20 protein-coding genes are annotated in these 25,659 nt (G+C 60.2%); 13 read left to right on the top strand and 7 right to left on the bottom strand.

Features of this window, described 5'->3' with window-relative positions; genetic code table 11:
• Positions 1-52 precede the first annotated feature (52 nt).
• The 4 genes from ACFFDA_RS17225 to ACFFDA_RS17240 all read left to right on the top strand — a co-directional run bounded on the left by ACFFDA_RS17225 (position 53) and on the right by ACFFDA_RS17240 (position 4,863).
• Positions 53-2,353 (top strand): ATP-dependent helicase, encoded by a 2,301-nt coding sequence (locus tag ACFFDA_RS17225; RefSeq protein WP_404482014.1) that lies wholly within the window; start codon positions 53-55, stop codon positions 2,351-2,353.
• Positions 2,354-2,525: 172 nt separating this feature from the next.
• The gene (locus ACFFDA_RS17230; protein ID WP_404482015.1) at positions 2,526-3,959 is read left to right on the top strand and encodes an SRPBCC family protein; all 1,434 of its coding nucleotides are present in this window, start codon (positions 2,526-2,528) and stop codon (positions 3,957-3,959) included.
• Between the two features lie 144 nt (positions 3,960-4,103).
• A complete protein-coding gene (locus tag ACFFDA_RS17235; protein WP_404482016.1) occupies positions 4,104-4,265 on the top strand; it encodes a hypothetical protein in 162 nt (53 codons plus the stop codon).
• A 418-nt stretch (positions 4,266-4,683) separates the two neighbouring features.
• Positions 4,684-4,863, top strand: coding sequence for a hypothetical protein (locus ACFFDA_RS17240; protein ID WP_404482017.1), 180 nt, complete (start codon positions 4,684-4,686; stop codon positions 4,861-4,863).
• Between the two features lie 70 nt (positions 4,864-4,933).
• Here ACFFDA_RS17240 and ACFFDA_RS17245 read toward each other — a convergent pair whose 3' ends face one another.
• The gene (locus tag ACFFDA_RS17245; RefSeq protein ID WP_404482018.1) at positions 4,934-5,212 is read right to left on the bottom strand and encodes a hypothetical protein; all 279 of its coding nucleotides are present in this window, start codon (positions 5,210-5,212) and stop codon (positions 4,934-4,936) included.
• A 116-nt stretch (positions 5,213-5,328) separates the two neighbouring features.
• Between ACFFDA_RS17245 and ACFFDA_RS17250 the strand changes: the two genes are divergently transcribed.
• Positions 5,329-5,592 (top strand): hypothetical protein, encoded by a 264-nt coding sequence (locus ACFFDA_RS17250; protein ID WP_404482019.1) that lies wholly within the window; start codon positions 5,329-5,331, stop codon positions 5,590-5,592.
• Positions 5,593-5,595: 3 nt separating this feature from the next.
• Here ACFFDA_RS17250 and ACFFDA_RS17255 read toward each other — a convergent pair whose 3' ends face one another.
• Both ACFFDA_RS17255 and ACFFDA_RS17260 read right to left on the bottom strand, forming a co-directional pair.
• On the bottom strand, positions 5,596-5,868 hold the full coding sequence (locus tag ACFFDA_RS17255; RefSeq protein ID WP_404482020.1) for a hypothetical protein: 273 nt from the start codon (positions 5,866-5,868) through the stop codon (positions 5,596-5,598).
• Positions 5,869-5,901: 33 nt separating this feature from the next.
• On the bottom strand, positions 5,902-6,444 hold the full coding sequence (locus tag ACFFDA_RS17260) for a recombinase family protein (protein ID WP_404482021.1): 543 nt from the start codon (positions 6,442-6,444) through the stop codon (positions 5,902-5,904).
• Between the two features lie 789 nt (positions 6,445-7,233).
• Between ACFFDA_RS17260 and ACFFDA_RS17265 the strand changes: the two genes are divergently transcribed.
• Positions 7,234-7,605 carry a hypothetical protein gene (locus ACFFDA_RS17265; protein ID WP_404482022.1) on the top strand — a complete coding sequence of 124 codons (372 nt, stop codon included), beginning with the start codon at positions 7,234-7,236 and terminating at the stop codon, positions 7,603-7,605.
• On the opposite strand, the gene ACFFDA_RS17270 is transcribed toward ACFFDA_RS17265, so the two are convergent.
• Positions 7,543-8,415: an HNH endonuclease gene (locus ACFFDA_RS17270; protein ID WP_404482023.1), complete on the bottom strand. Its 873-nt coding sequence runs from the start codon at positions 8,413-8,415 to the stop codon at positions 7,543-7,545. The genes ACFFDA_RS17265 and ACFFDA_RS17270 overlap by 63 nt on opposite strands.
• 286 nt (positions 8,416-8,701) lie before the next feature.
• Positions 8,702-10,483: an AAA domain-containing protein gene (locus tag ACFFDA_RS17275; RefSeq protein ID WP_404482024.1), complete on the bottom strand. Its 1,782-nt coding sequence runs from the start codon at positions 10,481-10,483 to the stop codon at positions 8,702-8,704.
• 107 nt (positions 10,484-10,590) lie between these two features.
• Here ACFFDA_RS17275 and ACFFDA_RS17280 point away from each other — a divergent pair, with 107 nt between their 5' ends.
• The 5 genes from ACFFDA_RS17280 (at position 10,591) to ACFFDA_RS17300 (ending at position 19,453) form a co-directional block, all read left to right on the top strand.
• A complete protein-coding gene (locus ACFFDA_RS17280) occupies positions 10,591-13,320 on the top strand; it encodes a class I SAM-dependent DNA methyltransferase (protein ID WP_404482776.1) in 2,730 nt (909 codons plus the stop codon).
• Positions 13,317-14,807: an ATP-binding protein gene (locus ACFFDA_RS17285; protein ID WP_404482025.1), complete on the top strand. Its 1,491-nt coding sequence runs from the start codon at positions 13,317-13,319 to the stop codon at positions 14,805-14,807. Before ACFFDA_RS17280 ends, ACFFDA_RS17285 begins: the two co-directional genes overlap by 4 nt.
• Positions 14,808-15,016: 209 nt before the next feature.
• On the top strand, positions 15,017-16,198 hold the full coding sequence (locus ACFFDA_RS17290; RefSeq protein ID WP_404482026.1) for a hypothetical protein: 1,182 nt from the start codon (positions 15,017-15,019) through the stop codon (positions 16,196-16,198).
• Complete coding sequence (locus tag ACFFDA_RS17295) at positions 16,195-18,267, top strand: pseudomurein-binding repeat-containing protein (protein WP_404482027.1); 2,073 nt, start codon at positions 16,195-16,197, stop codon at positions 18,265-18,267. Before ACFFDA_RS17290 ends, ACFFDA_RS17295 begins: the two co-directional genes overlap by 4 nt.
• Positions 18,260-19,453 (top strand): GIY-YIG nuclease family protein, encoded by a 1,194-nt coding sequence (locus tag ACFFDA_RS17300; protein WP_404482029.1) that lies wholly within the window; start codon positions 18,260-18,262, stop codon positions 19,451-19,453. Before ACFFDA_RS17295 ends, ACFFDA_RS17300 begins: the two co-directional genes overlap by 8 nt.
• A gap of 134 nt (positions 19,454-19,587) precedes the next feature.
• On the opposite strand, the gene ACFFDA_RS17305 is transcribed toward ACFFDA_RS17300, so the two are convergent.
• Together ACFFDA_RS17305 and ACFFDA_RS17310 are read right to left on the bottom strand one after the other, a co-directional pair.
• A complete protein-coding gene (locus tag ACFFDA_RS17305) occupies positions 19,588-20,427 on the bottom strand; it encodes a hypothetical protein (RefSeq protein ID WP_404482030.1) in 840 nt (279 codons plus the stop codon).
• An 856-nt stretch (positions 20,428-21,283) separates the two neighbouring features.
• Complete coding sequence (locus ACFFDA_RS17310) at positions 21,284-24,022, bottom strand: hypothetical protein (RefSeq protein ID WP_404482031.1); 2,739 nt, start codon at positions 24,020-24,022, stop codon at positions 21,284-21,286.
• 789 nt (positions 24,023-24,811) lie between these two features.
• Between ACFFDA_RS17310 and ACFFDA_RS17315 the strand changes: the two genes are divergently transcribed.
• Both ACFFDA_RS17315 and ACFFDA_RS17320 read left to right on the top strand, forming a co-directional pair.
• Positions 24,812-25,354 carry a recombinase family protein gene (locus tag ACFFDA_RS17315; protein ID WP_404482032.1) on the top strand — a complete coding sequence of 181 codons (543 nt, stop codon included), beginning with the start codon at positions 24,812-24,814 and terminating at the stop codon, positions 25,352-25,354.
• Between the two features lie 32 nt (positions 25,355-25,386).
• Positions 25,387-25,656 carry a hypothetical protein gene (locus ACFFDA_RS17320; protein WP_404482033.1) on the top strand — a complete coding sequence of 90 codons (270 nt, stop codon included), beginning with the start codon at positions 25,387-25,389 and terminating at the stop codon, positions 25,654-25,656.
• The last annotated feature ends 3 nt before the right edge of the window (positions 25,657-25,659 follow it).

Genomic DNA, 25,659 nt, shown 5'->3' on the forward strand with positions numbered 1-25,659 from the left:
CCTGCGACGAAGCGGGCTTGCACCGGGCCACGCCGTTCCCTAGTTGTTCACGGTGAACAATCTGCAAGCCCCTCCCTCTGCCCCGGGTACGCCCGAAGTCCTGATCGAGGGCCTGAACGAGCCGCAGCGCGATGCCGTGCTGACCACCGAAGGCCCGGTGCTGATGCTGGCCGGCGCCGGCACCGGCAAGACCGCCGCGCTCACCACCCGGCTCGCCCACCTGATCCGCAATCGCCTCGCCTGGCCGAGCGAGATCCTGTGCGTCACTTTCACCAACAGGGCCGCGCGCGAGATGCGCGAGCGCGTGGGCCACATGATCGGCCCGGCGGTGGAAGGGATGCCGTGGCTGGGCACGTTCCACTCGGTCGCCGCCAAGATGCTGCGCCGCCATGCCGAGTTGGTGGGCCTGCAGTCCAACTACACGATCATCGACACCGACGACCAGTTGCGCCTGCTCAAGCAATTGATCGTCGCCGAGGGCGTGGACGAGAAGCGCTTCCCCGCCCGCCAGCTCGCCGGGTGCATCGACCGCTGGAAGAACCGCGGCCTCAATCCCTCCGACATCGACGCGGGCGAGAGCGAGGCCTATGCCAACGGCAAGGGCCAGAAGTTCTACCAACTCTACCAGGAGCGGCTGAAGGCGCTGAACGCCTGCGATTTCGGCGACCTGCTGCTCCACATGCTCAACATCCTGCGCACCCGGCGCGAGGTGCTGGAACAGTACCAGCAGCGCTTCAAGTACGTCATGGTCGACGAGTACCAGGACACCAACCAGGTCCAGTACCTGTGGCTGCGCCTGATCGCGCAAGGCCGCCAGAACATCTGCGTGGTGGGCGACGACGACCAGTCGATCTACTCCTGGCGCGGCGCCGAAGTCGCCAACATCCTGCGCTTCGAAAAGGACTTCCCCGGCGCCAAGGTGATCCGGCTGGAACAGAACTACCGTTCCACCCCGGAAATCCTGGGCGCCGCATCGGGCCTCATCAGCGAGAACAGCCAGCGCCTCGGCAAGACCTTGTGGACCGAGCGCCATGCCGGCGAGAAAGTGCGCGTCGTCGGCGTCTGGGACGGTCCCGAGGAAGCACGCCGCGTGGGTGACGAGATCGAGCGGCTGGAGCGCGAGGGCGCCCCGCTCGACCAGATGGCGATCCTCGTGCGCGCCCAGTACCAGACGCGCGAGTTCGAGGACCGTTTCATCTCGATCGGCCTCAAGTACCGCATCATCGGCGGCTTCCGCTTCTACGAGCGGGCCGAGATCCGCGATGCCCTGGCCTACCTGCGGGTGATCGCCCAGCCGCAGGACGACCTCGCCTTCGAGCGCATCTACAACGCCCCCAAGCGGGGCCTGGGCGCCAAGGCGCTCGAAGCGCTGCACGTCCTGGCGCGGCGCCGCAACATCCCGCTCGCCCTCGCCGCCATCGAGATCGCCGACAGCGACGAACTGCCCGCACGCCCGCGCAACACCTTCCTCGCCCTGATGCGCGACTTCGCCCGCTGGCGCGACCTGTCGGCCACCGAGAAGCCCTCGGACCTGCTGCGCGCCGTCATGGACGAATGTGGCTACACCGATGCGCTCCAGGCCGAAAAGACTGCCGAAGCCAACGGGCGCCTCGAAAACCTCGTCGAACTCGCCCGCGCCATGGAGGAGTACGAGACGCTCGGCGATTTCCTCGAACACGTCAGCCTCGTCATGGACAACGAGAACGCCGCGAACGAGGAGAAGGTCACGATCATGACCATGCACGCGGCCAAGGGGCTGGAATTCGACAACGTGTTCCTGCCCGGCTGGGAGGAAGGCGTGTTCCCCTCGCAGCGCGCGCTCGACGAAGGCGGCCTCGCCAGCCTGGAGGAGGAGCGCCGGCTCGCCTACGTCGCCATCACCCGCGCGCGGCGCAAGTGCACGATCCTGCATGCCGCCAACAGGCGCATCTACGGCCAGTGGACCAGCTCGATCCCCTCGCGCTTCATTGCGGAACTGCCCGAAGACCACGTCGACGCAGAGACCACGCTCTCGGGCGGTGCCTCGCTATGGCGGGCGCAGTGGTCGGAGCATGCCGATCCCTTCGCCGACGTCGCCCGCGCCCATCCCTCGCGCACCGTCACCCGCGGCCCCGGCTGGCAGCGCGCGGCGGCGGCCGAGTTCGACACCAAGCCCAAGCGCGTCGCCGAAAGCGCCCGCAGCGCCGCCAGCTTCGCCGCCAAGCCCCGCGCCGACATCGCCGTGGGTATGCGCGTCTTCCACGAGAAGTTCGGCTACGGCGCCGTCGCCGCGCAGGAAGGCAACAAGCTGGAGATCGATTTCGAGCACTCCGGCCGCAAGCGCGTGATCGACAGCTTCGTGAAGCCGGCCTGACCCTCCCCCTCCCCCTCCCCCTCCCCCTCCCCCTCCCCCTCCCCGTGCCGGGCAGCAAGCCCCCCGCATTTACCGTGACCGCGATCTCCGCGCGGCCCTCTTCGATTGCCTCCCGCACCCCACACTGTACATTCGTTCAACAGGAACAAGATGCAAAGCGAGAGGTATGGGAGTGCTCAAATCAGCAGACGGCGGCCTGCGGCCGGTGCCGTTCCCGATCGACGATCCCGAACGCATCCCCGTGAAGCGCTACTTCGATACGGACTTCTACCAGGCGGAACTCGACCACCTGTGGCCCAACGTCTGGCAGATGGCTTGCCGCGAGGAGCAGATTCCCGAGGTCGGCGACTGGATCGAGTACGAGAACGTCGGCAAGTCGGTGATCGTGGTGCGCACCGCGACCGGGGTGAAGGCCTTCCACAACGCCTGCCGCCACCGCGGCGTGCCGTTCGCCGGCGGTTCGCCCCTGGGTTCCTCGCACACCACCGCGCACGGCAACTGCGCGAGGAGCGGCTTCGTCTGTCCGTTCCACGGCTGGCGCTGGAACATGGACGGCGAGAGCACCCGGATCTACGGCAAGCACCTGTTCTCCGAACGCCAGATGCAGGATGCCGAACTTAACCTGATTCCCTGCCGTGCCGAGTCGTTCATCGGCTGCGTGTGGATCAACCACGACGACGACGCCCTGCCCGTGCGCCAGTCGATCGGGCCGCTTGCCGACCGGCTCGACGCCCACAACATCGACAAGCTGCGCGCCGAATGGTGCTACGGCGCGGTCCTTCCGGCCAACTGGAAGATCGCGATGGAGGCCTTCATGGAAGGCTACCACGTCCAGCAGACGCACCCGCAGCTCCAGCACGCCGCGCCGATGATGTACGACAGCATGTACGCTGTGCCGCGCGGCCCCTTCCCCCAGATGGCGATGGACGACCTCTCGCACACCGAGAACCAGGAACTCCAGGTCAAGTCGATGGCCCTGCTCGGCGAAGGCATGGCCGGCATGATCCACGAGAAGGAAGTCGAGATTGCGCGCAGCATGATCGGCATCGAGGAAGGCCTGCCCGAGGACCGCAACCAGGCCATGTTCATGTGGCTGGGCATGGTCATGCACCAGATTTCCGAGCGGCTGAAAGCCAAGGGCGAGCCCATCCCGGACTTGTGCGCGGTGACGCAGTCACACCCGATCAACGCCGTCGAATTCCTGTTCCCGCACTACTTCCTGCTGCCCTACTTCAGCTCGATGTCGGCCTACCGTATCCGCCCGCTGGGCCCGGAAAGCTGCTTCTTCGAGATCTGGTCGCTGACCTTCTTCCCGGAGGGAGAGGAGCCCGAGCCGATCATGGAAGCCACCGTGCTCCCCTACGACAGCCCGGACTTCCCGCCGATCCCGCGCCAGGACTATTCGAACATCCCGATCCAGCAGAAGGGCCTGCACGCCACCGGCTTCGAGTTCATGCGCCTGTCCAGCCAGGTCGAGGGGATGATCAGCAACTACCAGCGCATCATCGACGGCTACCTCGCCGGCAAGCCCGCGGAGAAGCTGGCGGCGGCGACCACCAAGCTGGGCGGCAACTTCGACGGAGGAATCGAGGACCTCGGCCTCTGACCATCGGCGGCGACGCCTCCCGCCATTGGCGCAAAACCACCGAAACGGCGGCGAATTTGCGGCCGCGAACCTTTCTCCGCGAAACTCCGGCGGCGCTTGTGTGTCATGTTCCATGGAACACGCCCGCTTGGAGAGATCCGCCCCATGATCCTTGCTCCCAAGATCACGTCCGCACCCTCCGACCCCCACGACCGGATGTCGCACCCGGCGATGGCCGAACCCAAGACCAACGGCCTGCCGTGGATCCTGTCGATCAACACCGCCCTGTGGGGGCTTATCATCGCCGGCTGCTGGATGTTCACCTGAGCCCGGTAGACCGGCCCTTCCGTGGGGTAATGTCCCGGTGCATACCCCGGAAACCATGGTGAGCCCTGCTGGGTTCAGCCGAGGCGGGATTTCGGCGCTGGGGAGGTCGGCGTCTGTGGCATCGATTTGATACCCGGCCTGCGGCGTTTCAGGGCGTGCTGTCATGCTGGAACTCCATGGTTGGGTCGAAGGTCGGACGGGATCGTCGGGGTGGTCATGGCCGGGTAGGATGTCGGGCATCATTCCATTGATCGTTGCGCGGAAGGCTGGGATGATGATGCCGGTCTGACGATCTGGAGGATTGCTTGGGGTTCAATGATCTTGACGGGCGCGTGACAGTCCGGGGTGACGAGTTGCTCGGTGTGGAGTGCCGGTCCTGCGTCGATGGAGATGTGCCGCCGATGTCGGGGACCGTGCATTGATCCTTGTCGATCATGATGCCGCTCCTTGTTCCTGCCCGCTTTGCGTCGATGATGTCCCTGAGGAGATCGTCGCGAAGATCATGGCCTCGGCAGCCTCGCAAGGTACGTCGATGTCGAAGGAAGAGTTCCTCCTATGGTTGTCTGCATGCGATCCGGCGGCTGATCCGTCGCCGTGAGAGGCGAACCGCGCCTGCCTGACATATCGCTATGAAGGTCGAACAGGCGCGGATGCATTGAATCAGTAGCCTACCATTCGCACTCGGCATCGCGCTGCTTGCGATACATGGCCGCTTGCATCTCGATCTCTTTCTCGCTTCTCTCGATGTAGGCCCAATAATTGAGTACGCTGGGATGATCCCCTTCGAAGAAAGTGAAGTTACCCTCATTCTCCTTCCTGTAATTTATGGCGCTGTCTAGGCGCTTAAAAACTATCGTCTGAACACCCGCGATGGAGATTTCCATGATCTTCGAATCTGGTTTTGAAAACTTTTCAAACTCGCGGAAGTCTGCGTAGAGGTAATGCATTCTGTATTCCTTTTGATAACGTGAGTTGATCTTTACCAAAGGGCGGAAGGGGAATGCATTAATTAAATGAACTCGTGCAGCGGCAGTTTTCGGGTGCCGATACCCATAAATAGGTGATGATGACACTCTTTCTCCGAGCCCTGAACGAGCGCTTGTCCCGCCATAGCCATACCGTCGTGATCGTCGATGAAGTCTCGATCCAGATGGAAGAGGGTGATTGCCCTGATTATATCGGCGATGAACTCGCCCTGTGGTGCCATCATACGGGCCTGCGTGCATGGCGGATGGAGCGATCTCGGCGTGACACCGTGCGCTTCGGTTTTGAAAACGCGGACGCAGCCTTGCAGTACCGGGCGCTGTGCGGCCTTTTGGCGAGATGATCCTCAGTGGATCGTGGTCCAGCCCGACGTGTCATCGTCGAGGAACGTGTCCATGCCCTCGGTCTCGACCGCGCGTAGGAATGCGTCGAAGGCGGCTGTGTCGGTTTCAAACGGCTCTTCCCACACGGTCGATGTCCCTTCCGCATTGACGACCTCCAACGTCCAGCCCGCATCGCCGTCGATTTTAAAAACCGCGACCTGCACGGTGATGCCGTCGCGGCTGAAGGTTTGAGAGAGCGGAGATTCGATGATGGGCGGATCGTTGTTGTCGGTCATGGCGGTCTCCGGGATGACGATGGGTACGGTACGTCAGGCCGCGAGCGCGCGGTAGACCGAAGCTCGTGCGATCTGGAGTTCCCGCGCGATGGCTGCCGGTCCCATGCCATTCTGGCGAAGCTCCTTGACCCGATCCGGGTCGATGGTGGGCTTGCGGCCCCGGTACTTGCCCGCGAGCTTGGCCTTCTCGATGCCTTCGCGCTGGCGTTCGAGGCGCAGATCGTTCTCGAACATCGCCACAGCACCGAGGACCGAGAGCATGAGCCGCCCGGAGGAGCTATCGGTGTTCACTCCCTGCTGGGCGAGGCAGCGGAACTCTACGCCCTTCGCGGTCAGCGTCTCGATGATGCGGTGGAGATCGCCGACGCTGCGGGCCAGACGGTCGAGGCGAGTAACGACGAGGGTGTCGCCTTCACGGACGAAGTCGATAGCCATGGCGAGTTGCTCGCGGTCGATGGTGGACCGGCCCGACATCTTCTCGGTGAACACCTTGTCGCACCCCGCCGCCGCGAGCGCCTCGTTCTGAAGGTCGAGGCTCTGGCCCTGCGAACTTACCCTGCCATATCCTACCAACATGCTGCCTCCTGTCGCATTGGGCTCTTAGACGTTGGCTCGAAGGCGTCCCGGATTTTAAAAATCACGTCATTGAGACGTGATCTCGTGGGGGCCTGTGACGTCCAGTGGTCCTTTACCCTGATGGGACACGATTCTCATGAGTACGCGGTGGAAACAAGTGTTTGATTTTGTTTCCTGAATCTGATCGCCAGCACTTCGCGTCGCTGTTCTGGACGGGCACCGCTATGGTAGTGCTCATAGGAAGCGGTTGGCTTCGTCAGGCACAATGGGTTCATGCTGCGAAGAGCGGCGTGTGTAGCGAGGACCCGGCCACGCAAGCAGGGCTTGCATGTCGTGTCGCTCGGAAAGGCAGCCGGTGCCCAGCCATCGCGACGAGCGCGATGTCTGTCACCCGCCGCCTTTCTATGCCCTTCGGGCCGGTTGCCGAGTGCGATAGGGACAACCTTCCCCCGCTTCGCTCCACGCAGTGAACTGCGTTCCCCCTCTGCCCGTTGGGCATCTCCCCCACCCAGTCGGGCGGTGGAGACCTCAAAGGGGGGCTTAGCGCATATTCCTTATAATAAAGGAGTGGGGTGCGCTAAGCACCCCCTTGGTCAGGGCGATGATTTTAAAATCACGAAGCGAATGATGGCGACGCCTCCTCGAAGCGCAAGCGGAGAGGACGGAAGCCATCATGGACGACCGCAGCATGCGGGCGGACAAAACCACGTGAGAAATTAATTGAATCAGCGATTCGCGATTCGGTATCTCTGTTTCCTCCAGCCCACGCTTACCTATGGAAGGAAATAGATGAAGTTGAAGAAGCACGACTGCGACCTGTTGGCTGCTGTCGAATCCACAGACAAGAAGCTCGTCCACCTGTTCCGCCGCGCGGCTCGGCGCGGAACGTCGAAGCTCGAAACCCTGCTCGCCGCCGATGCGGTCTCGCGCGATGATGGGCAGGTGACGTATCACTGCATGGCTCGGGACCAGTTCATCCACGGCCAAAATCATCTCGAAGCCGAACGGGTCGCTGCCGGGGACGCTCGACCTCGCGATTACCAGTTCTTCGGGAATCCGCTCATCGTAGACCCCAAGGGTTCGGGCAAGGAATGGGCGTCACCGTTCAGGGTACAGCTTAAGCTTCTCTTCCAAAGCAGCCGAACTTGGGCGAAGCGCTAAGCTGGTTGGCAAATTTGTAATATGAGAAGGGAGCGAAAACGCCCCTCCAATCTTCTCACTCGCGGAAATGCGGTAATCCGCGTCGATCATTATAAGCCCGAGATCAAAAAGAGTGTGGAGGTCAGCCCGCAGCAGCAAGCCATTGGTCACGGCATTCGTGTGCTCTCCCATGTATGGCATGATGTGCGCAGCCTCTAGGACCTCCTCCACATCACACCCCGAGATCGCACATCGGCCTTGATACGCGGATAGCAGCGCTTGCCTGAATGCTCGTTGTCCCTGCCGGAGGGTGACCAAACGCTCGATCTTTCGACGGCCATCCTCGATGTTGGTTGGATCGAATGTCGCAAGATCGTCAGACCGATCCGCAAGCGGAAAGATGTCCACGTCTTCAAGAACGAACTCGGCACCCGGCTCATCAGATTGCCACCATACTTCCTCAACTGCCATCCGCTGATCGTCGGCGAAGACTAAACGGACAGTGCCGATAAAGAGGTGCCCTTCATTGTGCTTCTCGTGATCTCCGCCGTAGCTGAGATCGGCATGACCCTCACAAACTTCGACTGAGCACCATGAGGCGTACGATCCGCCCTTTGGGCCGTTCGTGCGGTGTTCACGCCTTAACCAATGGCCCTCGTTCTCAAACCAACTTGCTGGATAGAGGCTCGACCAACCTTGCGATCGACCGGACCGCCAGCGGACCGCGAACATCTCCGGTCGCGCGACATGGTGGTCCCCGCTCAAGCCGTATGCGCCGTCCTTGAACACAGTGCAGAAGCCGAGATCATTCAAGATGCGGTTGGTAGCCATCCCGCCGCTCCTTGGCTCGTGTGGCAACCTAGCTATGGTCTCTGCTCGCTCGCGGATGACCTTAGGAGGGAAGCGTTCGCCAGTCAGGGGATCGATCACGTCGTATCTGGTGGATTCCCGCGCAGGGTCGAAGCTATTCTGCCTCACGTAAACGAAGGCTGCCCTTACGTGATCCTCGGTAATCGCCATCAATTCTGCTCCAGACGCGGATCGTTGATGATCTCGCTGAAAGCGCAGATTGCGGGGCTAATTGGTCAGGTCAATATGCGGTACGTACTAAAAGAGATCACCTGAAGCTGAAAGGCGAAGCGTAGGCTCCGGCAGTTTGCCATAGTTTTGTCGCTACCTCGTACATCTGCTTCATCGCAGGCTTACGGAGATCTTTGACATGATAAGGGATTACAACGTGCGCCTTCGCGCGCGAGATCGCGACATTGATGAGGCGGTCGCCCTCAGCGCCCTTGAAGAAAGTACTCGACGCATCGACCGGGTCGAAAATGACCAATGTCCGCTCGCTGCCCTGCGCGCGATGCACCGTGCTTACACTCACTCGTCCGTGATCGCGGCGGAGCATTGAACGCAACAGGGCCACCTGCGCCCGGTAAGGTGTGAGGACCACGATGTCCTTTAGGTCCACATAGGAACCCGCCAGTTCATCCAGCGCTGCAAGCACTAGCTTAGCGGATTCGAAGCGGATGAAACCACCATATTTGGCCGAGAAGGTCGCTTCCTCCCTCACTGGATCAAAACAGACCCTCGGCACTTCGCGACCGTTAACGAAGAAGGGCGAACGGCTCGCCCGCCATCTCTCGTCGCGGTTGGCCTTCTTACAGACGAGCAGGTCACCGCCATAGAATGTCGTGCCGACGATGTGGCAGATGGCCTGCGCCATACGCGATTGCTCGTTCAGCCGCGCGGTTCTTACATGGGCGAACACATCGAAGGCGGTACGGGTGAGAGCCCCGCGAACCGCCGCGCTGTCTGATCTGGCGATGGGGGAAAGCTGCTGGGGATCGCCCGCAAAGATGGTCTGCGCGCCCAGCGCAGCCATCATCATCGCGGCGGGGCCGAGCACCTGTGAGGCTTCATCGCACAGTACGAAAGGAAAGCGCGGGTTTTGCAGGCAGTGATGCCAGCGCACCGCCGTCGCGACGGTGACGCCGACGACGCGCGCGGAGGCGGCGGTGGTCTCGATGTCAGCACTGAGATTCTGGCGGGCGGCGTCCATCCGCCCCTTCCACTTCACATAGTCGGCGATCTTCGCCTTGGGCGGTTCGGAAGCTTCGAGCACCAGATACTCATTGACCTTCTCGGCGATCCCCGGTGCCAGCAGATGTGGTCGATCGACATATTTGCGCGGATCGAAATGCGCGCCGATCCTCTTCACCTGCGCGGCCAGATCGCGCCTGCCGATCCGCTGTAGCCAGTCGTCGATCGACAGGATGGCGGTATCCACGGCGACATTGGTCGGCCCGACGACGAGGATACGGGCCTTGGGGAAGCGGCGCAGCAGATAGGCGGCGATAGCACCGATCGTATAGCTCTTGCCGGTGCCGGGAGGGCCGATCACGATGGAGCATCGATAGGCGGTGTTCTGCACGGCTTCGACCTGCCGTTTTCGAAGGTCTGCGAAGTCAGGCGGGAGGGGCCTCATCTCCTGAATAGGATCGACATCCACCTTCGACTGCTTGAGCGCTTTGGCGGCTCGATCCGCCATCGGCCCTTGCCACATCTCGATCAGCGGCCCGAGGAAGTCGTTGAGGAAGACCCATGCCGTGTCACCCTCCTTCGGTGCGGCTCCTTCCAGCGGCTGCACCACCACCCGGTCGTTATCGACATCGACAAACTTGATGATCCCGCCGAATTCAAGCTCGCGGCCCGAGCGGATGCGCCCGCCTTCCAGCCCCTCGTCCAGCGCCACCTTCTTCCGCGCGGCTCCCGGCTTCATCGACAGAATGATAAACTCGTCCGCCCATTCGGCACCCAGCACCGTGAACGGCGCACCCTGAAGGGTCAGCGCCCGCTCGCTGGTCAGCGCCTCAATGATCCTCTCGCGCGTAAGCCCCACGGCGTTCCCCCGATGTCTTGGCTGAGAGAGTGGTTGGAAAGGTATGAATTTGCAACGAGGAATGCGTTTTGCTGGCGGCATCCCGCCCTCGTCATTATGCTGTCGGGATGAATCCTGTTGAGATCGAAGAAGCCGTTTCGCAGCTTGCGCTTGAACCCTTTGACCGGGGGGAGTTTCCCTTTTCGTTCCTGCGCGCCTTCGGCAACCCTGAGACGACCATCAAGCGGCTACGGACAGGCTTGACCAACCAGTCGGATGTCGGAGGCGTGCTCCAGCGCAGCAACATCCACATCGCAACCTGCAATGCCGGTGAGGTCGAGGCCACGCTGGGTCTGCTGCGCGATAGCCCGAAGACGGCTACGGCCAAGTCCAAGTTCATCCTCGCGACGGACGGCGATTCTTTTCAGGCCGAGGATCGGACGAGCGGTGAGACGGTCGCGTGCGACTATGCCGATTTCCCGGATCACTTCGGTTTCTTCCTGCCGCTGGCGGGCATCACCACTGTCGAGCAAATCCGGGAAAGCTCGTTCGACATCCGTGCGACGGGCCGTCTCAACAAGCTCTATGTCGAGCTTCTGAAGGATAACCCGGACTGGGCGAATGCCGAGCGCCGCCCGGACATGAACCACTTCATGGCGCGGCTGATCTTCTGTTTCTTCGCGGAGGATACGGACATCTTCGTCGGCGAGGGGCTGTTCACCAAGACGGTGGAGCAGATGAGCGCGCGGGATTCGTCGGACACGCATACGGTCATTAGCGAGATTTTCCGTTCGATGGACACGAAGATCGCGGATCGCCAGTCAGTGGGGATCGCGCGCTACGCCAATCAATTTCCCTATGTGAATGGCCAGCTTTTCAGCGGCAGCACTGAGGTGCCGCGCTTCACCAAGATAGCTCGCTCCTACCTTAACCACATCGGCAACCTGAACTGGAAGAAAATCAACCCGGACATTTTCGGGTCGATGATCCAAGCCGTGGCCGACGACGAGGAGCGCGGCGCGCTCGGCATGCACTACACGAGCGTGCCGAACATCCTGAAGGTGCTGAACCCGCTGTTCCTCGACGATCTGCGCGGGAAGCTGGAAGAGGCGGGCGACAATGGACGCAAACTGCTCAACCTGCGCAACCGCATGGCGCGGATCAGGGTGTTCGATCCTGCATGCGGCTCCGGCAATTTCCTCGTCATCTCCTACAAGCAGATGCGCGAGATCGAGGCTGAGATTAACCGGCGACGAGGCGAACCCGACCGGCGCAGCGAAATACCGCTGACGAACTTTCGGGGGATCGAACTTCGTGACTTCGCTGCTGAGATAGCTCGCCTCGCCCTCATAATCGCAGAGTTTCAGTGCGATGTGCTGCATCGTGGGCAACAGGAGGCATTGGCCGAGTTCCTACCCCTCAACTCGGAAAATTGGATCACTTGTGGTGATGCGCTTCGGCTGGATTGGCTGAACATCTGTCCGCCAACTGGGACAGGAGTGAGGGTTCGAGGAGATGACCTCTTCGAGACACCCCTCAATCAATCGGAAATAGACTTCGAAAACGCTGGCGGAGAGACTTACCTCTGCGGAAATCCTCCATACATCTGGAGCAACGATCAAAGTGCCGATCAAAAATCGGACCTGTTGCGATTGCAACAACCCTACGGAAGCAATTCTCGTATCTTGGATTATGTGGCAGGTTGGCTGTTACAATTTTTAAATTATGCGAAGAATGTGCAATCGTCGGCAGCTTTTGTGACGACTAATTCCATTACGCAGGGAAGTCAGGTAGACCCGCTATGGAAATCCATTTTTGAACAGAATGTGCGCATTTTCTTCGCCCATACAGCATTCAAGTGGGCCAATCTGGCAAGCCGTAATGCGGGCGTAACCTGTGTGATTATTGGTTTGACGACAGAGTCGGGCTCTCGCGCTTTTCTCTATGATGGTGATGGTTGCCGCGAGACCAGCAATATTTCTCCATACTTGCTTCCTATGGAGAATGTGTGGATTAAAAAGGCGACAAATCCCATAAACTCGCTTCCCGTGATGCTGAAAGGTAATCAGCCGACCTGTGGCGGCGGGCTGATTCTTTCGTCGAGTGAGTATTCTGTCCTCGACAGTGAAGTTCAACATCATTTTATCCGTAATCTTGTAGGCGCAGATGAGATTGCCAGCGGGGCAGTCCGCTACTGCATATGGGTCGAAAACGAGTCCGTTGACTGCGCAATGAAACATGAATTTATTCAGGATCGCTTGCAGATAGTTCGAAATTCACGGCTTGAAAGCACAAAAAAGGCCACGCAGGATTGGGCGGACCGGCCACATCGCTTTACAGAAATTAGGCGAGAAGATGGAGATTTTCTTGCTATTCCGTGCGTGGCTTCGGAAAGCCGTGAATATCTGACCCCGGTAATCTTATCCGAAAAAAGTATCATAACGAACCGCTGCTTCGGAATTTACTCCCCTTCGTTTCATCTTTTCTCATTGCTCTCCTCACGAATGCATTGGCTTTGGGTCGAATCATCAAGTGGAAAATTGGAAACTCGGATCAACTATTCCAATACGCTTTCGTGGAACACCTTTCCGCTTCCCAAACTTACCGAGAAAAATAAGGATGACCTTACTCGCTGCGCCGAGGCCATTATTCTTATGCGCGAAGCCCATTTCCCAGCTACGATTGCCGAACTTTATGATCCCGATAAGATGCCCAACGATCTTCGCCGCGCGCATGAGGAAAACGACGAGGTGCTCGAACGCATCTATATTGGTCGCCGCTTCCGTAACGACACCGAGCGCCTCGAAAAGTTGTTCGATCTCTATGCAAAGATGACTGCCAAGAAGGCGGCGGCGTGAGCGATGGCACGGTAACCTTGGATGCGCATCAGCGCGAGCAGGCGCGGACGCACGCGCTGATCGACGATCTGCGGGCTTTGCCTGCGGAGGCGGCGTGGGTCGAGTTCAAGGAGAATAATTCGGACCCGGAGTTGATCGGCAAGCTGATCTCGGCGCTCTCCAACGCGGCGCGGCTTGCAGATCAGCATTTTGCGTATGTTGTTTGGGGAGTCCGCGATGGCGATCACGCAGTCGTTGGCACATCGTTCGAACCCTCGGCAACCAAGCATAAGAACCAGCCCCTCGACTTCTGGCTGAGCCAGTGCCTGCAACCGGCGATCGCCTTCTGTTTCAAGAGCATGGACTATCAGGGGCAGCGGCTCGTGCTGCTGGAAATTCCGGCTGCGGCGACCAGCCCGGTCGAATTTGAGCGGACGGCCTATGTTCGGATCGGCAGCGCCACACCCCGGCTCTCGGACCATCCCGAGCGGCAGAAGCTGCTTTGGGCGAAGATTCAGCCCTATGCGTGGGAAACCGGCGTCGCCGCTCAATTTCTCACTGGCGATGAGGTTCTCGCTCGGCTCGATTACAGCAGCTACTTCGACCTCACCGCCCAACCGCTGCCGGATAACCGGGCCGGGATATTCGACAAGCTCCGCGCGGATCGGCTGATCGAGGCCGATGTCGGAGGCCAGTGGAACATCACCAACCTCGGCGCGATGCTGTTCGCCAAAAACCTCAATGACTTCTCACCCTCGATCGCGCGCAAGGGCGTTCGGTTCGTCGCTTATGAGGGGACCAACCGCGCGACAACGGTGACGCACCGTCGCGACGGGCAGCGGGGATATGCCAGCGGGTTCAAGGGCCTTACCGACTACATCGACGGCTTGCTGCCGAGCAACGAGCATATCGGCAAAGCCTTCCGCGAGGAGGAACCGCTCTATCCGTCGATCGCGATCCGCGAACTGGTTGCCAATGCGCTGATCCATCAGGATATGACGATCACCGGTACGGGGCCACTGGTTGAGTTGTTCAAGGATCGGTTGGAGATCACCAATCCGGGACAGCCGCTGATGAAGCCGGATCGCTTTCTCGATTCTCCGCCGCGTTCGCGGAATGAGGCGTTGGCATCGTTGATGCGCCGGATGCGGCTTTGCGAGGAACAGGGCACCGGGATCGACAAAGTGCTGGCCTCAGCCGAACTCCACCAGCTTCCGCCGCCCGACTTCCGCGAGGAAGATCATTCGGTTCGAGCGGCCCTGTTCGCGCCCCGTAGCTTTGCCGAGATGACGCAGGATGAACGGGTTCGCGCTTCCTATCAGCATGCCTCGTTAAGATATGTCAGTGGCGATCGGATGACCAACGCGAGCCTGCGCGAGCGGCTTGGGATCGCGGAACGCAATGCCTCGCAAGCCTCCGCTGTGATCCGATTGGCACTGGACGCCAACCTGATTCGCGCCGGAGACCCTGAGCATCCGCGCGCCGGGTATGTTCCTTACTGGGCATGACGCTACAAAAGTTTTGATCGGGTTTTGATTGGAGGGGTGAGAATGGGGTGGATAAACGGGGAAAACACTGGGAAAACAGGGATATTCCTGCACACCTGTTCCCTGTTTGGCCTTGATCGGGTTTTGATCCTCGACGGCTTTAGGTCTGGATCTCGGTCCTTGACGGTGCCTCTCGCCTCACATCCTCATAGTATATGGCGGCCAATGGCGTGAGCGCACCGAACCGCCAGCCGGGGTGGGACAAGCGGGCGATCAATCAGATCGCCAGTGTTTTCTATGGTGGGCTTGGCCCGATGTTCGAGGCTCACGGCTGGGCCACGGAAGGTCGCGTCATCAGCCAGATCGCTCCGACCAAGGTCGTCCAAACCTATGGCAGCGTCGAGGCGTTCGAGCGCGCGCATGCGGATGGCGTGGATCACAATCCGATGCTCAACCCGATGACCGCTATCGAGGGTGATCCGCCAGAAGTCTGGCTGATCAGCCTGTATGGCTTCACGACTGAAAGCTGGGGCCTCCTCGGCTTCACCGATGTCAGGATGAGAACGGCCTTCCTGAACAAGAGCAAGTATGGGGCACTTGTCGTCGTCTATGCCGCTGGTCGAGCGTCAACCGATCTGCGCGGGAAGGTTTTGGGCGTCCAGCAGGTTTCGCATCGCACCGGGACAAAGTGGGACTTCCTCGCGCCTGAGCGCGTAGATGGGGAGCGCGCCGATCCCGATCGCGCAGCCAAATGGCTGCATGCGCTGAAGCTGATGCGCGGGTGGCGGGTCGCGCCCGAATGTCGCCCATCGATCGAGGACTTCGCACCCGAAACCTATAATGCCAAGAACGCGAGGGCCATCGGCTCGATGTGCTTGCGGCTGACGCCCTCCGAAGCACGGCGCGTGTTGGACCTCAACCTCGTTGAGATTCCCGTCTACGGCGGTGCCCCCGTCGAACCACAGCTTCCCGGACCAGCAATGCAGGTGCTGCTCCCAAGCCGACCGGGGCCAGTTTCTCAATCAGGCTATATGGTCCGTGAGGCCGAGGGACCGAACCATCTTTACATCCTCCGCCTGCACGGGGACGCCGACAAGTTTCTCGGTTATGAGGCATCCGGTCATTCGATCATAAAGGTCGGCTTTTCGGTAAGCCCACAGACCCGGTGCGATGCCCATAATGGCGCACTCCCGGCTTGTGCCTTCGAATGGAAGATCGAGAAATCCACTTATGCGGAGCAGCGATCTCCGTTTCCCTCGTCGCGCCACGCGCTGGCTGGGGAAGGTGAAATGAAGAAGCTGCTCGCTAACGAGGGCAAATCGCTCGGCGGGGAATTCTTCCTCGCCGACACAAAACTAGTTGATCGCGCATGGAAGGCTGCGATCGTTGCAGCCGAGAACTGGAAATCATGACCACTGCCAAGCCCATACCCGCCGTTTCGTTTCAGACCGCCCGCACCGGCATCTCCGCCAAGCCCAACGCGATGGGCATGCGCGAGATGCAGGAGCGCGCCTACAACAAGCGGGGTGAGCAGTATCTGCTGATCAAGTCGCCTCCCGCCTCGGGGAAGTCGCGCGCGCTGATGTTCATCGCGCTCGACAAGCTCCACAATCAGGGGCTGAAGCAGGCGATCATCGTCGTGCCTGAGAAGTCGATAGGCGGCAGCTTCTCGGATGAGCCGCTCTCCAAATTCGGTTTCTGGGCCGACTGGACGGTGAAGCCGCAGTGGAATCTGTGCAACGCGCCGGGGCCGGATGAGGAGCGCGTCGATCCCTCCAAAGTCCGGGCGGTCGGCCAGTTTCTCGCGAGCGATGACCGCGTGCTGGTTTGCACCCATGCGAGCTTCCGCTTCGCGGTCGAGCAGCTTGGCGTCGAGGCGTTCGATGACAGGCTGATCGCGGTGGATGAGTTCCACCATGTTTCAGCCAGCGCCGATAATCGGCTCGGCAGCCAGCTTGCCGACTTCATCCGCCGCGACAATGTGCACATCGTCGCGATGACGGGGAGCTATTTTCGGGGCGATGCGGTGCCGGTTCTCATGCCCGAGGACGAGGCCCGGTTCGAGCCGGTCACCTATACCTATTATGAGCAGTTGAACGGCTATGAGCATCTCAAGGCCCTCAACATCGGCTATTTTTTCTACTCAAACCGGTATCTGAGCGCGATCGAAGCCGTCCTTGATCCGGCAAAGAAAACGATCGTCCACATTCCCTCGGTCAATTCGCGCGAAAGCACGAAGGACAAGATCAAGGAGGTCGAGGAGATCATGGAGTATCTGGGGGAATGGCAGGGTGCCGACCCCCAGACCGGCTTCCATCATGTGAAGCTGCCAGATGGCCGGATCATCAAAATCGCCGATCTGGTCGATGACAGCGACCCGGCGAAGCGGGCCAAGGTGCTCGCAGCGCTGAAAGACCCCACGCACCGCAACGACCGGGATCATGTCGATATCATCATCGCCCTCGGCATGGCGAAGGAAGGGTTCGACTGGATTTGGTGCGAGCACGCGCTGACGGTCGGCTATCGGTCGAGCCTGACCGAGATCATCCAGATCATCGGTCGCGCCACCCGCGATGCGCCGGGGAAGGAAACCGCCACCTTTACCAACCTGATCGCCGAACCCGACGCTTCCGAGGCGGCAGTGGTCGGCGCGATCAACGACACCCTCAAAGCCATCGCCGCCAGCTTGCTGATGGAGCAGGTGCTCGCGCCGAGGTTCACCTTCACCCCCAAGGATCGCGGCCCGATCGATGACTTCGACTATGGCCCCGGTGGCTATCAGCCGGGACAGACCAATGTCGGCTTCAATGAGGAGCGCGGCCAGTTCCACTTCGAGATCAACGGCCTTGTCGAACCCAAAAGCGAAGAGGCCGTTCGCATCTGTCAGGAAGACCTGAACGAGGTCATCACCCAGTTCGTGCAGGACAAGACCGCCCTTGAGCGCGGCATGTTCGATGAGGAAGTGGTGCCCGAGGAACTCACCCAGCTTCGCATGGGCGCGATCGTGCGCGACCGCTATCCCGAATTGAGTGCCGAGGATCAGGAGGCTGTTCGCCAGCACGCCATCGCCGCGCTCAACCTGACCCAGCGCGCGAAGAAGCTCGCCGGGGGCGGTGAAGCCGAGGATGGCGAGCCCAAGCTGAACACCGCGCTGATCGACGGCGTGCGCAAGTTCGCGATGGATGTCCGCGATCTGGACATCGACCTGATCGACAGCATCAACCCATTTGAAGCGGCATATTCGGTGCTGGCCCGATCTATGGACGCCAACATCCTCAAGCAGGTGCAGGCGGTCATCTCGGCGCGAAAGGTGAAAATCTCACCCGAGGAAGCTCGTGACCTCGCCGAGCGCGCGCTGCGGTTCAAGAAGGAGCGCGGACGCCTGCCCGACATCAACGCGCAGGATGCATGGGAGAAGCGGCTTGCGGAGGGGGTTGCCGCCTTCGCCCGCTACCGTGCAAAGGCCGCTGCGAATGGCTGACCTATCTGACGACGAACTCCTTGCCGAACTTGGCGTAGCGATTGAGCAACCCAAGGCCCGGACCTACACCCCGCGTGAGGAGCGGATCATCGCGGGGTTTGAGGATGTCGTGCGTTTCCACGACGAGCACGGGCGCGCGCCGCAGCACGGTGAGGATCGCGACATCTTCGAGCGGCTCTATGCCGTTCGCCTCGACCGCCTGCGGGAACTCGACGAATGTCGCGAGCTTCTCACGCAGCTTGATACCCATGGCCTGTTGAGCATGGCTGAGGCGGAAGCGGCGACGCCCGTCGAGAACATCGACGACGACGCCCTCCTCGCTGAGCTAGGGATCGCGGTTGATCCTGCCGCTGATGACATTCGCGTGTTGCGGCATGTGCCATCCGCCGACGAGCGCCGTGCGGCTGAGGAAATCGCAAACCGCGAGAAGTGTGAGAACTTCGCCGCCTTCAAGCCGCTATTCGAGCAGGTTGAGCGCGATCTTGAGACCGGCGCGCGCGTGACGCGCCCGTTCGTGAAGGACGCCGGGTTCCTCAAGGCCGACATTACCAAGGGGCAGTTCTTCATCCTTGGGGGGCAGGTCGCTTATGTCGCGGAGATCGGAGACCCTATTCGCGCACCTAACGGCGAAACCGACGCGCGTCTGCGAGTAGTCTATTCGAACGCGACAGAGAGCAATCTGCTGCTCCGATCTCTGCAACGGGCGCTCTACAAGGACGAAGCTGGACGACGGATCACCGAGCCGGACGCAGGCCCGCTATTCGCAGGGCAGGCTGAAGATGGCGATCTCGAAAGTGGCACCATCTATGTCCTGCGCAGCAAATCTGATCACCCAACCATAGCTGAACATCGTGATCTCATCCACAAGATCGGCGTAACGGGCGGGTCCATTGAGGCCCGGATCGCGAACGCGGCGAAGGAGGCAACCTACCTTTTCGCAGGCGTCGAGGTCGTGGCGAGCTATACCCTCTTCAACATCAACCGGGTAAAGCTCGAAGCACTGATCCATCGAGTATTTGCGGCGGCGCAGGTCGATCTGATCGTCCAGCTTGGAAGCCCGGTCAAGCCGCGCGAGTGGTTTCTCGTGCCCTTGCCGGTGATCAACGAGGCGGTGGACCGCATTCGTGATGGCTCGATCACCGGCTACATTTATGACCCGAAGCGGGCGGCGCTGGTGTCTGCATGATGATGTTACCAGACCTGCCTTCGGCCGCTAGTATGAGCCGAGCGAAGGCAGTGCGGGTACTCTCTTCATTCACTGCGGTAATCGCTTCGTCGACACCGCATTGGAAGGTCCGACCCCGCAGGTCCGTTGGTTCGCTAGGAGGCGGTTGGCGTGATTGTGCTATTTGAGCGCTCTTCGGTTTTCGAAGCCACCGTTTCGACAAGCCAATCCATGGTCGTTCCTCCGGAGTGTCCGGGTAGGAACACGAACCACGCGAAATCCCAGATGTTCTTGCCGATCTTGTCGCCGGTATCGACTTCCCATTTCGGGCGACGAGGAAGATTTAGAACAAATGCCAGCCCAGCCGTACGAAGCCATTCGCTGCGTTTTCGGGTGCCCTGCCAAGCAATCGATTGAAGAATGCAAATTGGCCCACGTACGTGGGTCCGAGCCTTTTTCACGAACTCGACCGCCCGTGTAAATGGGGGGTTTGTGATCAAGAAATCACATGCGGGCGGGAAGCGCATTTCCAGATAATCTAGCGCCGTCGCCGAACCGATGTCGAGCAGGCCCGGTAGTTCCTCGCCCCGGATGTCATTGGCGTGGTGTGGACCGGGATTGCCGCGCTGAACGATTTCGCGAAGCATTCGACCATCACCGGCGCTGGGATCAAATCCCGACCCCACGAACCATTCTGGCCGATAGTCCAGCAGTGGGGTATATGAATACGTTGGAGTTCGAAATGCCTCGTAGCGTTCAGACCGACCGCGAATGTCCTTGGATTCCGCTCGGATTTGGCGCGAGCGCACGACTGGCGGCGGCTCGCAGCCCAGTCTAGCCAGCGCGCGCAGAACTGTGTTGTAGGTGACCGGACCGCCCCTCGCTGCTCGGTGTCCATCTTCCTTGAGGCGCTGGACAATCTCCGAGATGGTCGCTCCCCCCATCGTTTCGATCACGCGCTGGATCGGGAGTGATCGTTCATGGGCATCGGCCATCCGACGCGCTCGACTTGCAAAGACGCCGGGACGGTACTCCCTCTTTTCACTAAACGAATTAGTCATCGCGGGCCGACTAAACGAACTGGTCCGATGAAGGCAAGGTCATGCTGTTCATTGGGCGTGCGCATGCCGTGGTTCGACGACGACGTTTTGGTTGCCCGACAGGTTACGTGAGCGGCCGTCGAGCATCCAAACATTGCTTGATAAGCGAAGCTGCTGTCCGCCCGAAAGTTACCCTCGCGCCTTCCCGATGGGTACGCCCGAACTAGGGATAATGCCACCGCAGCTATCGTCTTCCCATTGGCAGCCCGCAGCGTCAAGAATGACAGCAGGAAGCGGCCTGCCCCTCATTGGAAGGTCCGCACGCAGGAAGGCTTGGTATCCGATGGACCTCATCAGCGTAGCGACCTCGCTATGCGGAAGGCGGCTGACGTCACGTGCGTCGTTTGCCTCGTAGTAATGGGTGGGGACAATCGGCCCAGCACGGCCAAGAATACGGGCCAAACTAGGCGCGTAGACCATTCCGATATGCTCCACCCATGCGTGCATCATCCGCTCGCCACCGCCATGTACATTTCCTATAACAAGGTCGCTACCGGGAAGATCGAGAACCAGTGCGGCAGAGTGATGGAAACAGAGCCCCTGTCCCTCTGGGTTATCCAGCTTCCGAAATGCGAGGGACAGGTGGAGAAATTTAGAGTTCATTTTCATTCCTAGTGATTTGGAGATCACTAGGTAGGTTATCGTCTGCATCACGTTCAATTAACTTCTGCGCGTTTTTCATTTTTCTTGATGTTGGTTTTTAAAACCATGTTACTGTTTTAAAAACCAACATCAGACTGACCTCATTCGACTACGCGATCCTCCAGTCGTCGTCCTCGGCCCTGTCGTCTCGTAAGCGCGCGTTCTTCCGCTGGAATTCGTCCATTTCGAGCCGCCAGATGTATCGAAGCTCATCGCGCACGGCTGGGGTGTTCATGATCGCACGAAAAAGCGTCAGGTTAATGTACACCCTATGGCTCGCCCCGTTGTTCCTCGCGCCACGGTTCCGGCCCGAACTTTGGTTGATCTGATCCACGTGGGCTAGCAGAGCGAGATCATCTCGCCCGAGCCATGTCCCAAGCGCCTGAAGCTCTCGGTAGTGATGGGGATGAAACGTCGTTACGATCTGAACGATGTCGGCGTCCGCAAGATCGTTTCGGCCCCTCACCGCGAACGGACTGACCGTGTTCTTAGCGCCTTCGAGCTTGTTGGCGATCACCCACGTAGAGGTGCCAGCATACTTCTGCGCGATGTCCGGCCCGTTTTCGGCATTGATCCCTCGGGCGGCATATCCATCGATCACATCCCGGCCAATATTCGTGGTCGGCCTTAGGTACACCAAGCTGCGAACGGCATTTTGCGCAATGAGGGATGGCACGATTTCGGTCGTCAGGAACACGATCCGGCTCGCGACCGGCCTTTCACCCTCCATCCACCAGTCTCGGGGGCGGACAAAGTAGCTCTGCCTCTCGCACGCGAAGGGCGTCGTGGTGTGGTTTTTAAAACCATATTCCGCTGCATCGGAAATCACGACATGTTCGAAGGCTTCTAGTCCGGCCCGAAGCGCACGCTGGGCATTACCGCGCTCAACAGCATGATCGCCATAGTTTTTGTCAGCGAATTTCTCGTAGACCGCCCGCTGTCGCTTGCTCCCGCCAGATGACCAGACGCTCGCGCCCGACGCGTTGAGCCCCTGAAGCCACTTCATCTGCCCTTCGTTGAAACGATCAAGAAATGTCGATATCGAAACTTCATCGTGGACGAGCCAATTTAGCTCTGTTCGCGCCCGAGACGCGGCGGCGTCAAAGCCATCGTCGAGGAAATCCGGGCACAGCATCCGTCGTGTGAACGTGTTGTCGGCCCACTGGTGCGCAACGTCATGAACCGTGAACAGAACAGCGGTTCGCCCCTCGATCTTCCTCCAGATTTGCCCCAATTCCTCCCGCATCGCGCGAGCGACATCAGGCTGTCGCATCTGAATCAGCGACCAAAGCGTAACATCCGCTTCGTCGGCATCGTCAACGGTGAGCAGTTCTGCGCCCTTGGCCATGTCGGAGTAAAGACGTGAGAAGGATCGCCACTCGACGCCGACGAACTCGGTATCGCTTGGTCCATCGGAAGCGGATGCCCTGCCAGAATTGAATTCCTGAGCCTTTAGCGCGGCATCGGTGTAGGTGGAAAACGCGAACATGGACGGTTGTCCGCGACGCCCGGTGGCGAGTGAAAGGTCGATGTGCCGCATGATCGAAGTGCTCTTCCCCACGCCTTCCCCAGCGTGGATCAGTGACATGCCATTGCCCACGATCCAATACGGCACGAAGGATGCGAGACGGTGGCGGACGATGTCAAGCGCAGCCGGGTCAAAGCCCTTCGCCTCATCCAACTCGGAGACGAGGTGATCGAGCATCTGGCCGAAGGTGAGCGGCAATGGTCGGATAGGCCCTACGCTCGCCGCACCCCGGCCGCGCAAAACTGGCGTGACGAACGCTTCCGTCAACATCGATGCAGGGTGCCCATCGGCTGCGGAGTTGTGAAAGCGCGCCACGTACCCATTATTCGTCAGTTCGATGCCAGCGAGAAGCACCCCTGTGCCGTTGTAGAAATCCTGAAGCCAACTCTCAGCGTAAGTGAGTTGCGCGTCGGTCAACAACGTGCGGCGCGTGCTCCCGCCCCCGCGCTTGGCCTGCATGGGCTTCGCCGTGAACAGGCTGGGCGAATGGAATACCGGTTCGGCAGCGTTCCGCTCGACGCCTTGTTCCCACAGCACCACCTGCCGCACTTTCGTTCCAGATGTGAGGCCGAGCGGATGCTCGTCGCCAACGATCCGATGGCCGTTAGGGGTTCGACGGAGCGCCGTAGAAGTTGCGAGGGTATCATCTGGCGTGATTCCCCCGGAAGGCCTGAGATGTTCCATCACGGCATCGTGGAGCCTCAGCCAATGCGCACGGTATCCGGCTCGAACCGCAGCAGGTGAGACCTCGGTCTTCGCTCGATCCATCATGAGCGCGGTCTCGAACACGAGATGGATGTGCAAGGATTTCCCGCCCGAATACGTGACATTCATCAGCCGGAAGTCGCCGAATTGCTTGAGGTCGCGGAACAGCTTCCCGAACTGTGACTTCCACCATTCCTTCAGCGGCATGGCCCACCGGCATTGCTCCAGCAGGAAGGCTGGATCGTTATGGTCGAACTCGAAGGTGTAGATGAGGTGACGACCCAGCGTGGCGCGTGATGACGGTGACGCCCATTCCTTGCCCGAACCCTTGGGGTCTACGATGAGCGGATTCCCGAAGAACTGGTAATCGCGAGGTCGAGCGTCCCCGGCAGCGACCCGTTCGGCTTCGAGATGATTTTGGCCGTGGATGAACTGGTCCCGAGCCATGCAGTGATACGTCACCTGCCCATCATCGCGCGAGACCGCATCGGCGGCGAGCAGGGTTTCGAGCTTCGACGTTCCGCGCCGAGCCGCGCGGCGGAACAGGTGGACGAGCTTCTTGTCTGTGGATTCGACAGCAGCCAACAGGTCGCAGTCGTGCTTCTTCAACTTCATCTATTTCCTTCCATAGGTAAGCGTGGGCTGGAGGAAACAGAGATACCGAATCGCGAATCGCTGATTCAATTAATTTCTCACGTGGTTTTGTCCGCCCGCATGCTGCGGTCGTCCATGATGGCTTCCGTCCTCTCCGCTTGCGCTTCGAGGAGGCGTCGCCATCATTCGCTTCGTGATTTTAAAATCATCGCCCTGACCAAGGGGGTGCTTAGCGCACCCCACTCCTTTATTATAAGGAATATGCGCTAAGCCCCCCTTTGAGGTCTCCACCGCCCGACTGGGTGGGGGAGATGCCCAACGGGCAGAGGGGGAACGCAGTTCACTGCGTGGAGCGAAGCGGGGGAAGGTTGTCCCTATCGCACTCGGCAACCGGCCCGAAGGGCATAGAAAGGCGGCGGGTGACAGACATCGCGCTCGTCGCGATGGCTGGGCACCGGCTGCCTTTCCGAGCGACACGACATGCAAGCCCTGCTTGCGTGGCCGGGTCCTCGCTACACACGCCGCTCTTCGCAGCATGAACCCATTGTGCCTGACGAAGCCAACCGCTTCCTATGAGCACTACCATAGCGGTGCCCGTCCAGAACAGCGACGCGAAGTGCTGGCGATCAGATTCAGGAAACAAAATCAAACACTTGTTTCCACCGCGTACTCATGAGAATCGTGTCCCATCAGGGTAAAGGACCACTGGACGTAGCAGGCCCCCACGAGATCACGTCGCAATGACATGATTTTTAAAATCCGGGACGCCTTCGAGCCAACGTCTAAGAGCCCAATGCGACAGGAGGCAGCATGCTGGTAGGATATGGCAGGGTAAGCTCGCAGGGACAGAGCCTCGACATCCAGAACGATGCGCTCGCGGCGGCGGGGTGCGAGAAGGTCTTCACCGAGAAGATGTCGGGCCGCTCCACCATCGACCGCGAGCAATTCGCCATGGCCATCGACTTCGTCCGTGAAGGCGACACCCTCGTCGTCACGCGCCTCGACCGTCTGGCCCGCAGCGTCGGCGATCTCCACCGCATCATCGAGACCTTGACCGCGAAGGGCGTGGAGTTCCGCTGCCTCGCGCAACAGGGGGTCAACACCGATAGCTCCTCCGGGCGGCTCATGCTCTCGGTTCTCGGTGCGGTGGCGATGTTTGAAAACGACCTGCGCCTTGAACGTCAACGCGAAGGCATCGAGAAGGCCAAGCTGGCGGGCAAGTACCGGGGACGCAAGCCCACCATCAACCCGGACCGGGTCAAGGAGCTTCGCCAGAATGGCATGGGACCGGCAGCCATCGCGCGGGAACTCCAGATCGCACGAGCCTCTGTCTACCGCGCGCTCGCGGCCTGATCTATAACGTCGTCGTCATCCCGGAGACTGCCATGGTCGACAACGATCCGCCTATCATCGAATCGCCGATGTCGAAAACCGTCAGCCAAGACGGCATCACCGTACAGGTCGCGATTTTTAAAATCGACGGGGATGCGGGCTGGACGTTGGAGGTGGTCAACGCGGAGGGGACATCGACCGTGTGGGAAGAGCCGTTTGAAACCGACACAGCCGCCTTCAACGCATTCCTACGCGCGGTCGAGACCGAGGGCATGGACACGTTCCTCGACGATGACACCTCGGGCTGGACCACGATCCACTGAGGA

This window comes from Novosphingobium sp. BL-52-GroH (genome assembly GCF_044813085.1).
Classification (GTDB): Bacteria; Pseudomonadota; Alphaproteobacteria; order Sphingomonadales; family Sphingomonadaceae; genus Novosphingobium.

Bases quoted from the DNA above. Each gene is read 5' to 3' on its own strand.
- ACFFDA_RS17235 (WP_404482016.1), top strand. From the start codon at position 4,104: ATGATCCTTGCTCCCAAGATCACGTCCGCACCCTCCGACCCCCACGAC.
- ACFFDA_RS17245 (WP_404482018.1), bottom strand. From the start codon at position 5,212: ATGCATTACCTCTACGCAGACTTCCGCGAGTTTGAAAAGTTTTCAAAA.
- ACFFDA_RS17250 (WP_404482019.1), top strand. From the start codon at position 5,329: ATGATGACACTCTTTCTCCGAGCCCTGAACGAGCGCTTGTCCCGCCAT.
- ACFFDA_RS17255 (WP_404482020.1), bottom strand. From the start codon at position 5,868: ATGACCGACAACAACGATCCGCCCATCATCGAATCTCCGCTCTCTCAA.
- ACFFDA_RS17260 (WP_404482021.1), bottom strand. From the start codon at position 6,444: ATGTTGGTAGGATATGGCAGGGTAAGTTCGCAGGGCCAGAGCCTCGAC.
- ACFFDA_RS17265 (WP_404482022.1), top strand. From the start codon at position 7,234: ATGAAGTTGAAGAAGCACGACTGCGACCTGTTGGCTGCTGTCGAATCC.
- ACFFDA_RS17270 (WP_404482023.1), bottom strand. From the start codon at position 8,415: ATGGCTACCAACCGCATCTTGAATGATCTCGGCTTCTGCACTGTGTTC.
- ACFFDA_RS17280 (WP_404482776.1), top strand. From the start codon at position 10,591: ATGAATCCTGTTGAGATCGAAGAAGCCGTTTCGCAGCTTGCGCTTGAA.
- ACFFDA_RS17295 (WP_404482027.1), top strand. From the start codon at position 16,195: ATGACCACTGCCAAGCCCATACCCGCCGTTTCGTTTCAGACCGCCCGC.
- ACFFDA_RS17300 (WP_404482029.1), top strand. From the start codon at position 18,260: ATGGCTGACCTATCTGACGACGAACTCCTTGCCGAACTTGGCGTAGCG.
- ACFFDA_RS17305 (WP_404482030.1), bottom strand. From the start codon at position 20,427: ATGGCCGATGCCCATGAACGATCACTCCCGATCCAGCGCGTGATCGAA.
- ACFFDA_RS17310 (WP_404482031.1), bottom strand. From the start codon at position 24,022: ATGAAGTTGAAGAAGCACGACTGCGACCTGTTGGCTGCTGTCGAATCC.
- ACFFDA_RS17315 (WP_404482032.1), top strand. From the start codon at position 24,812: ATGCTGGTAGGATATGGCAGGGTAAGCTCGCAGGGACAGAGCCTCGAC.
- ACFFDA_RS17320 (WP_404482033.1), top strand. From the start codon at position 25,387: ATGGTCGACAACGATCCGCCTATCATCGAATCGCCGATGTCGAAAACC.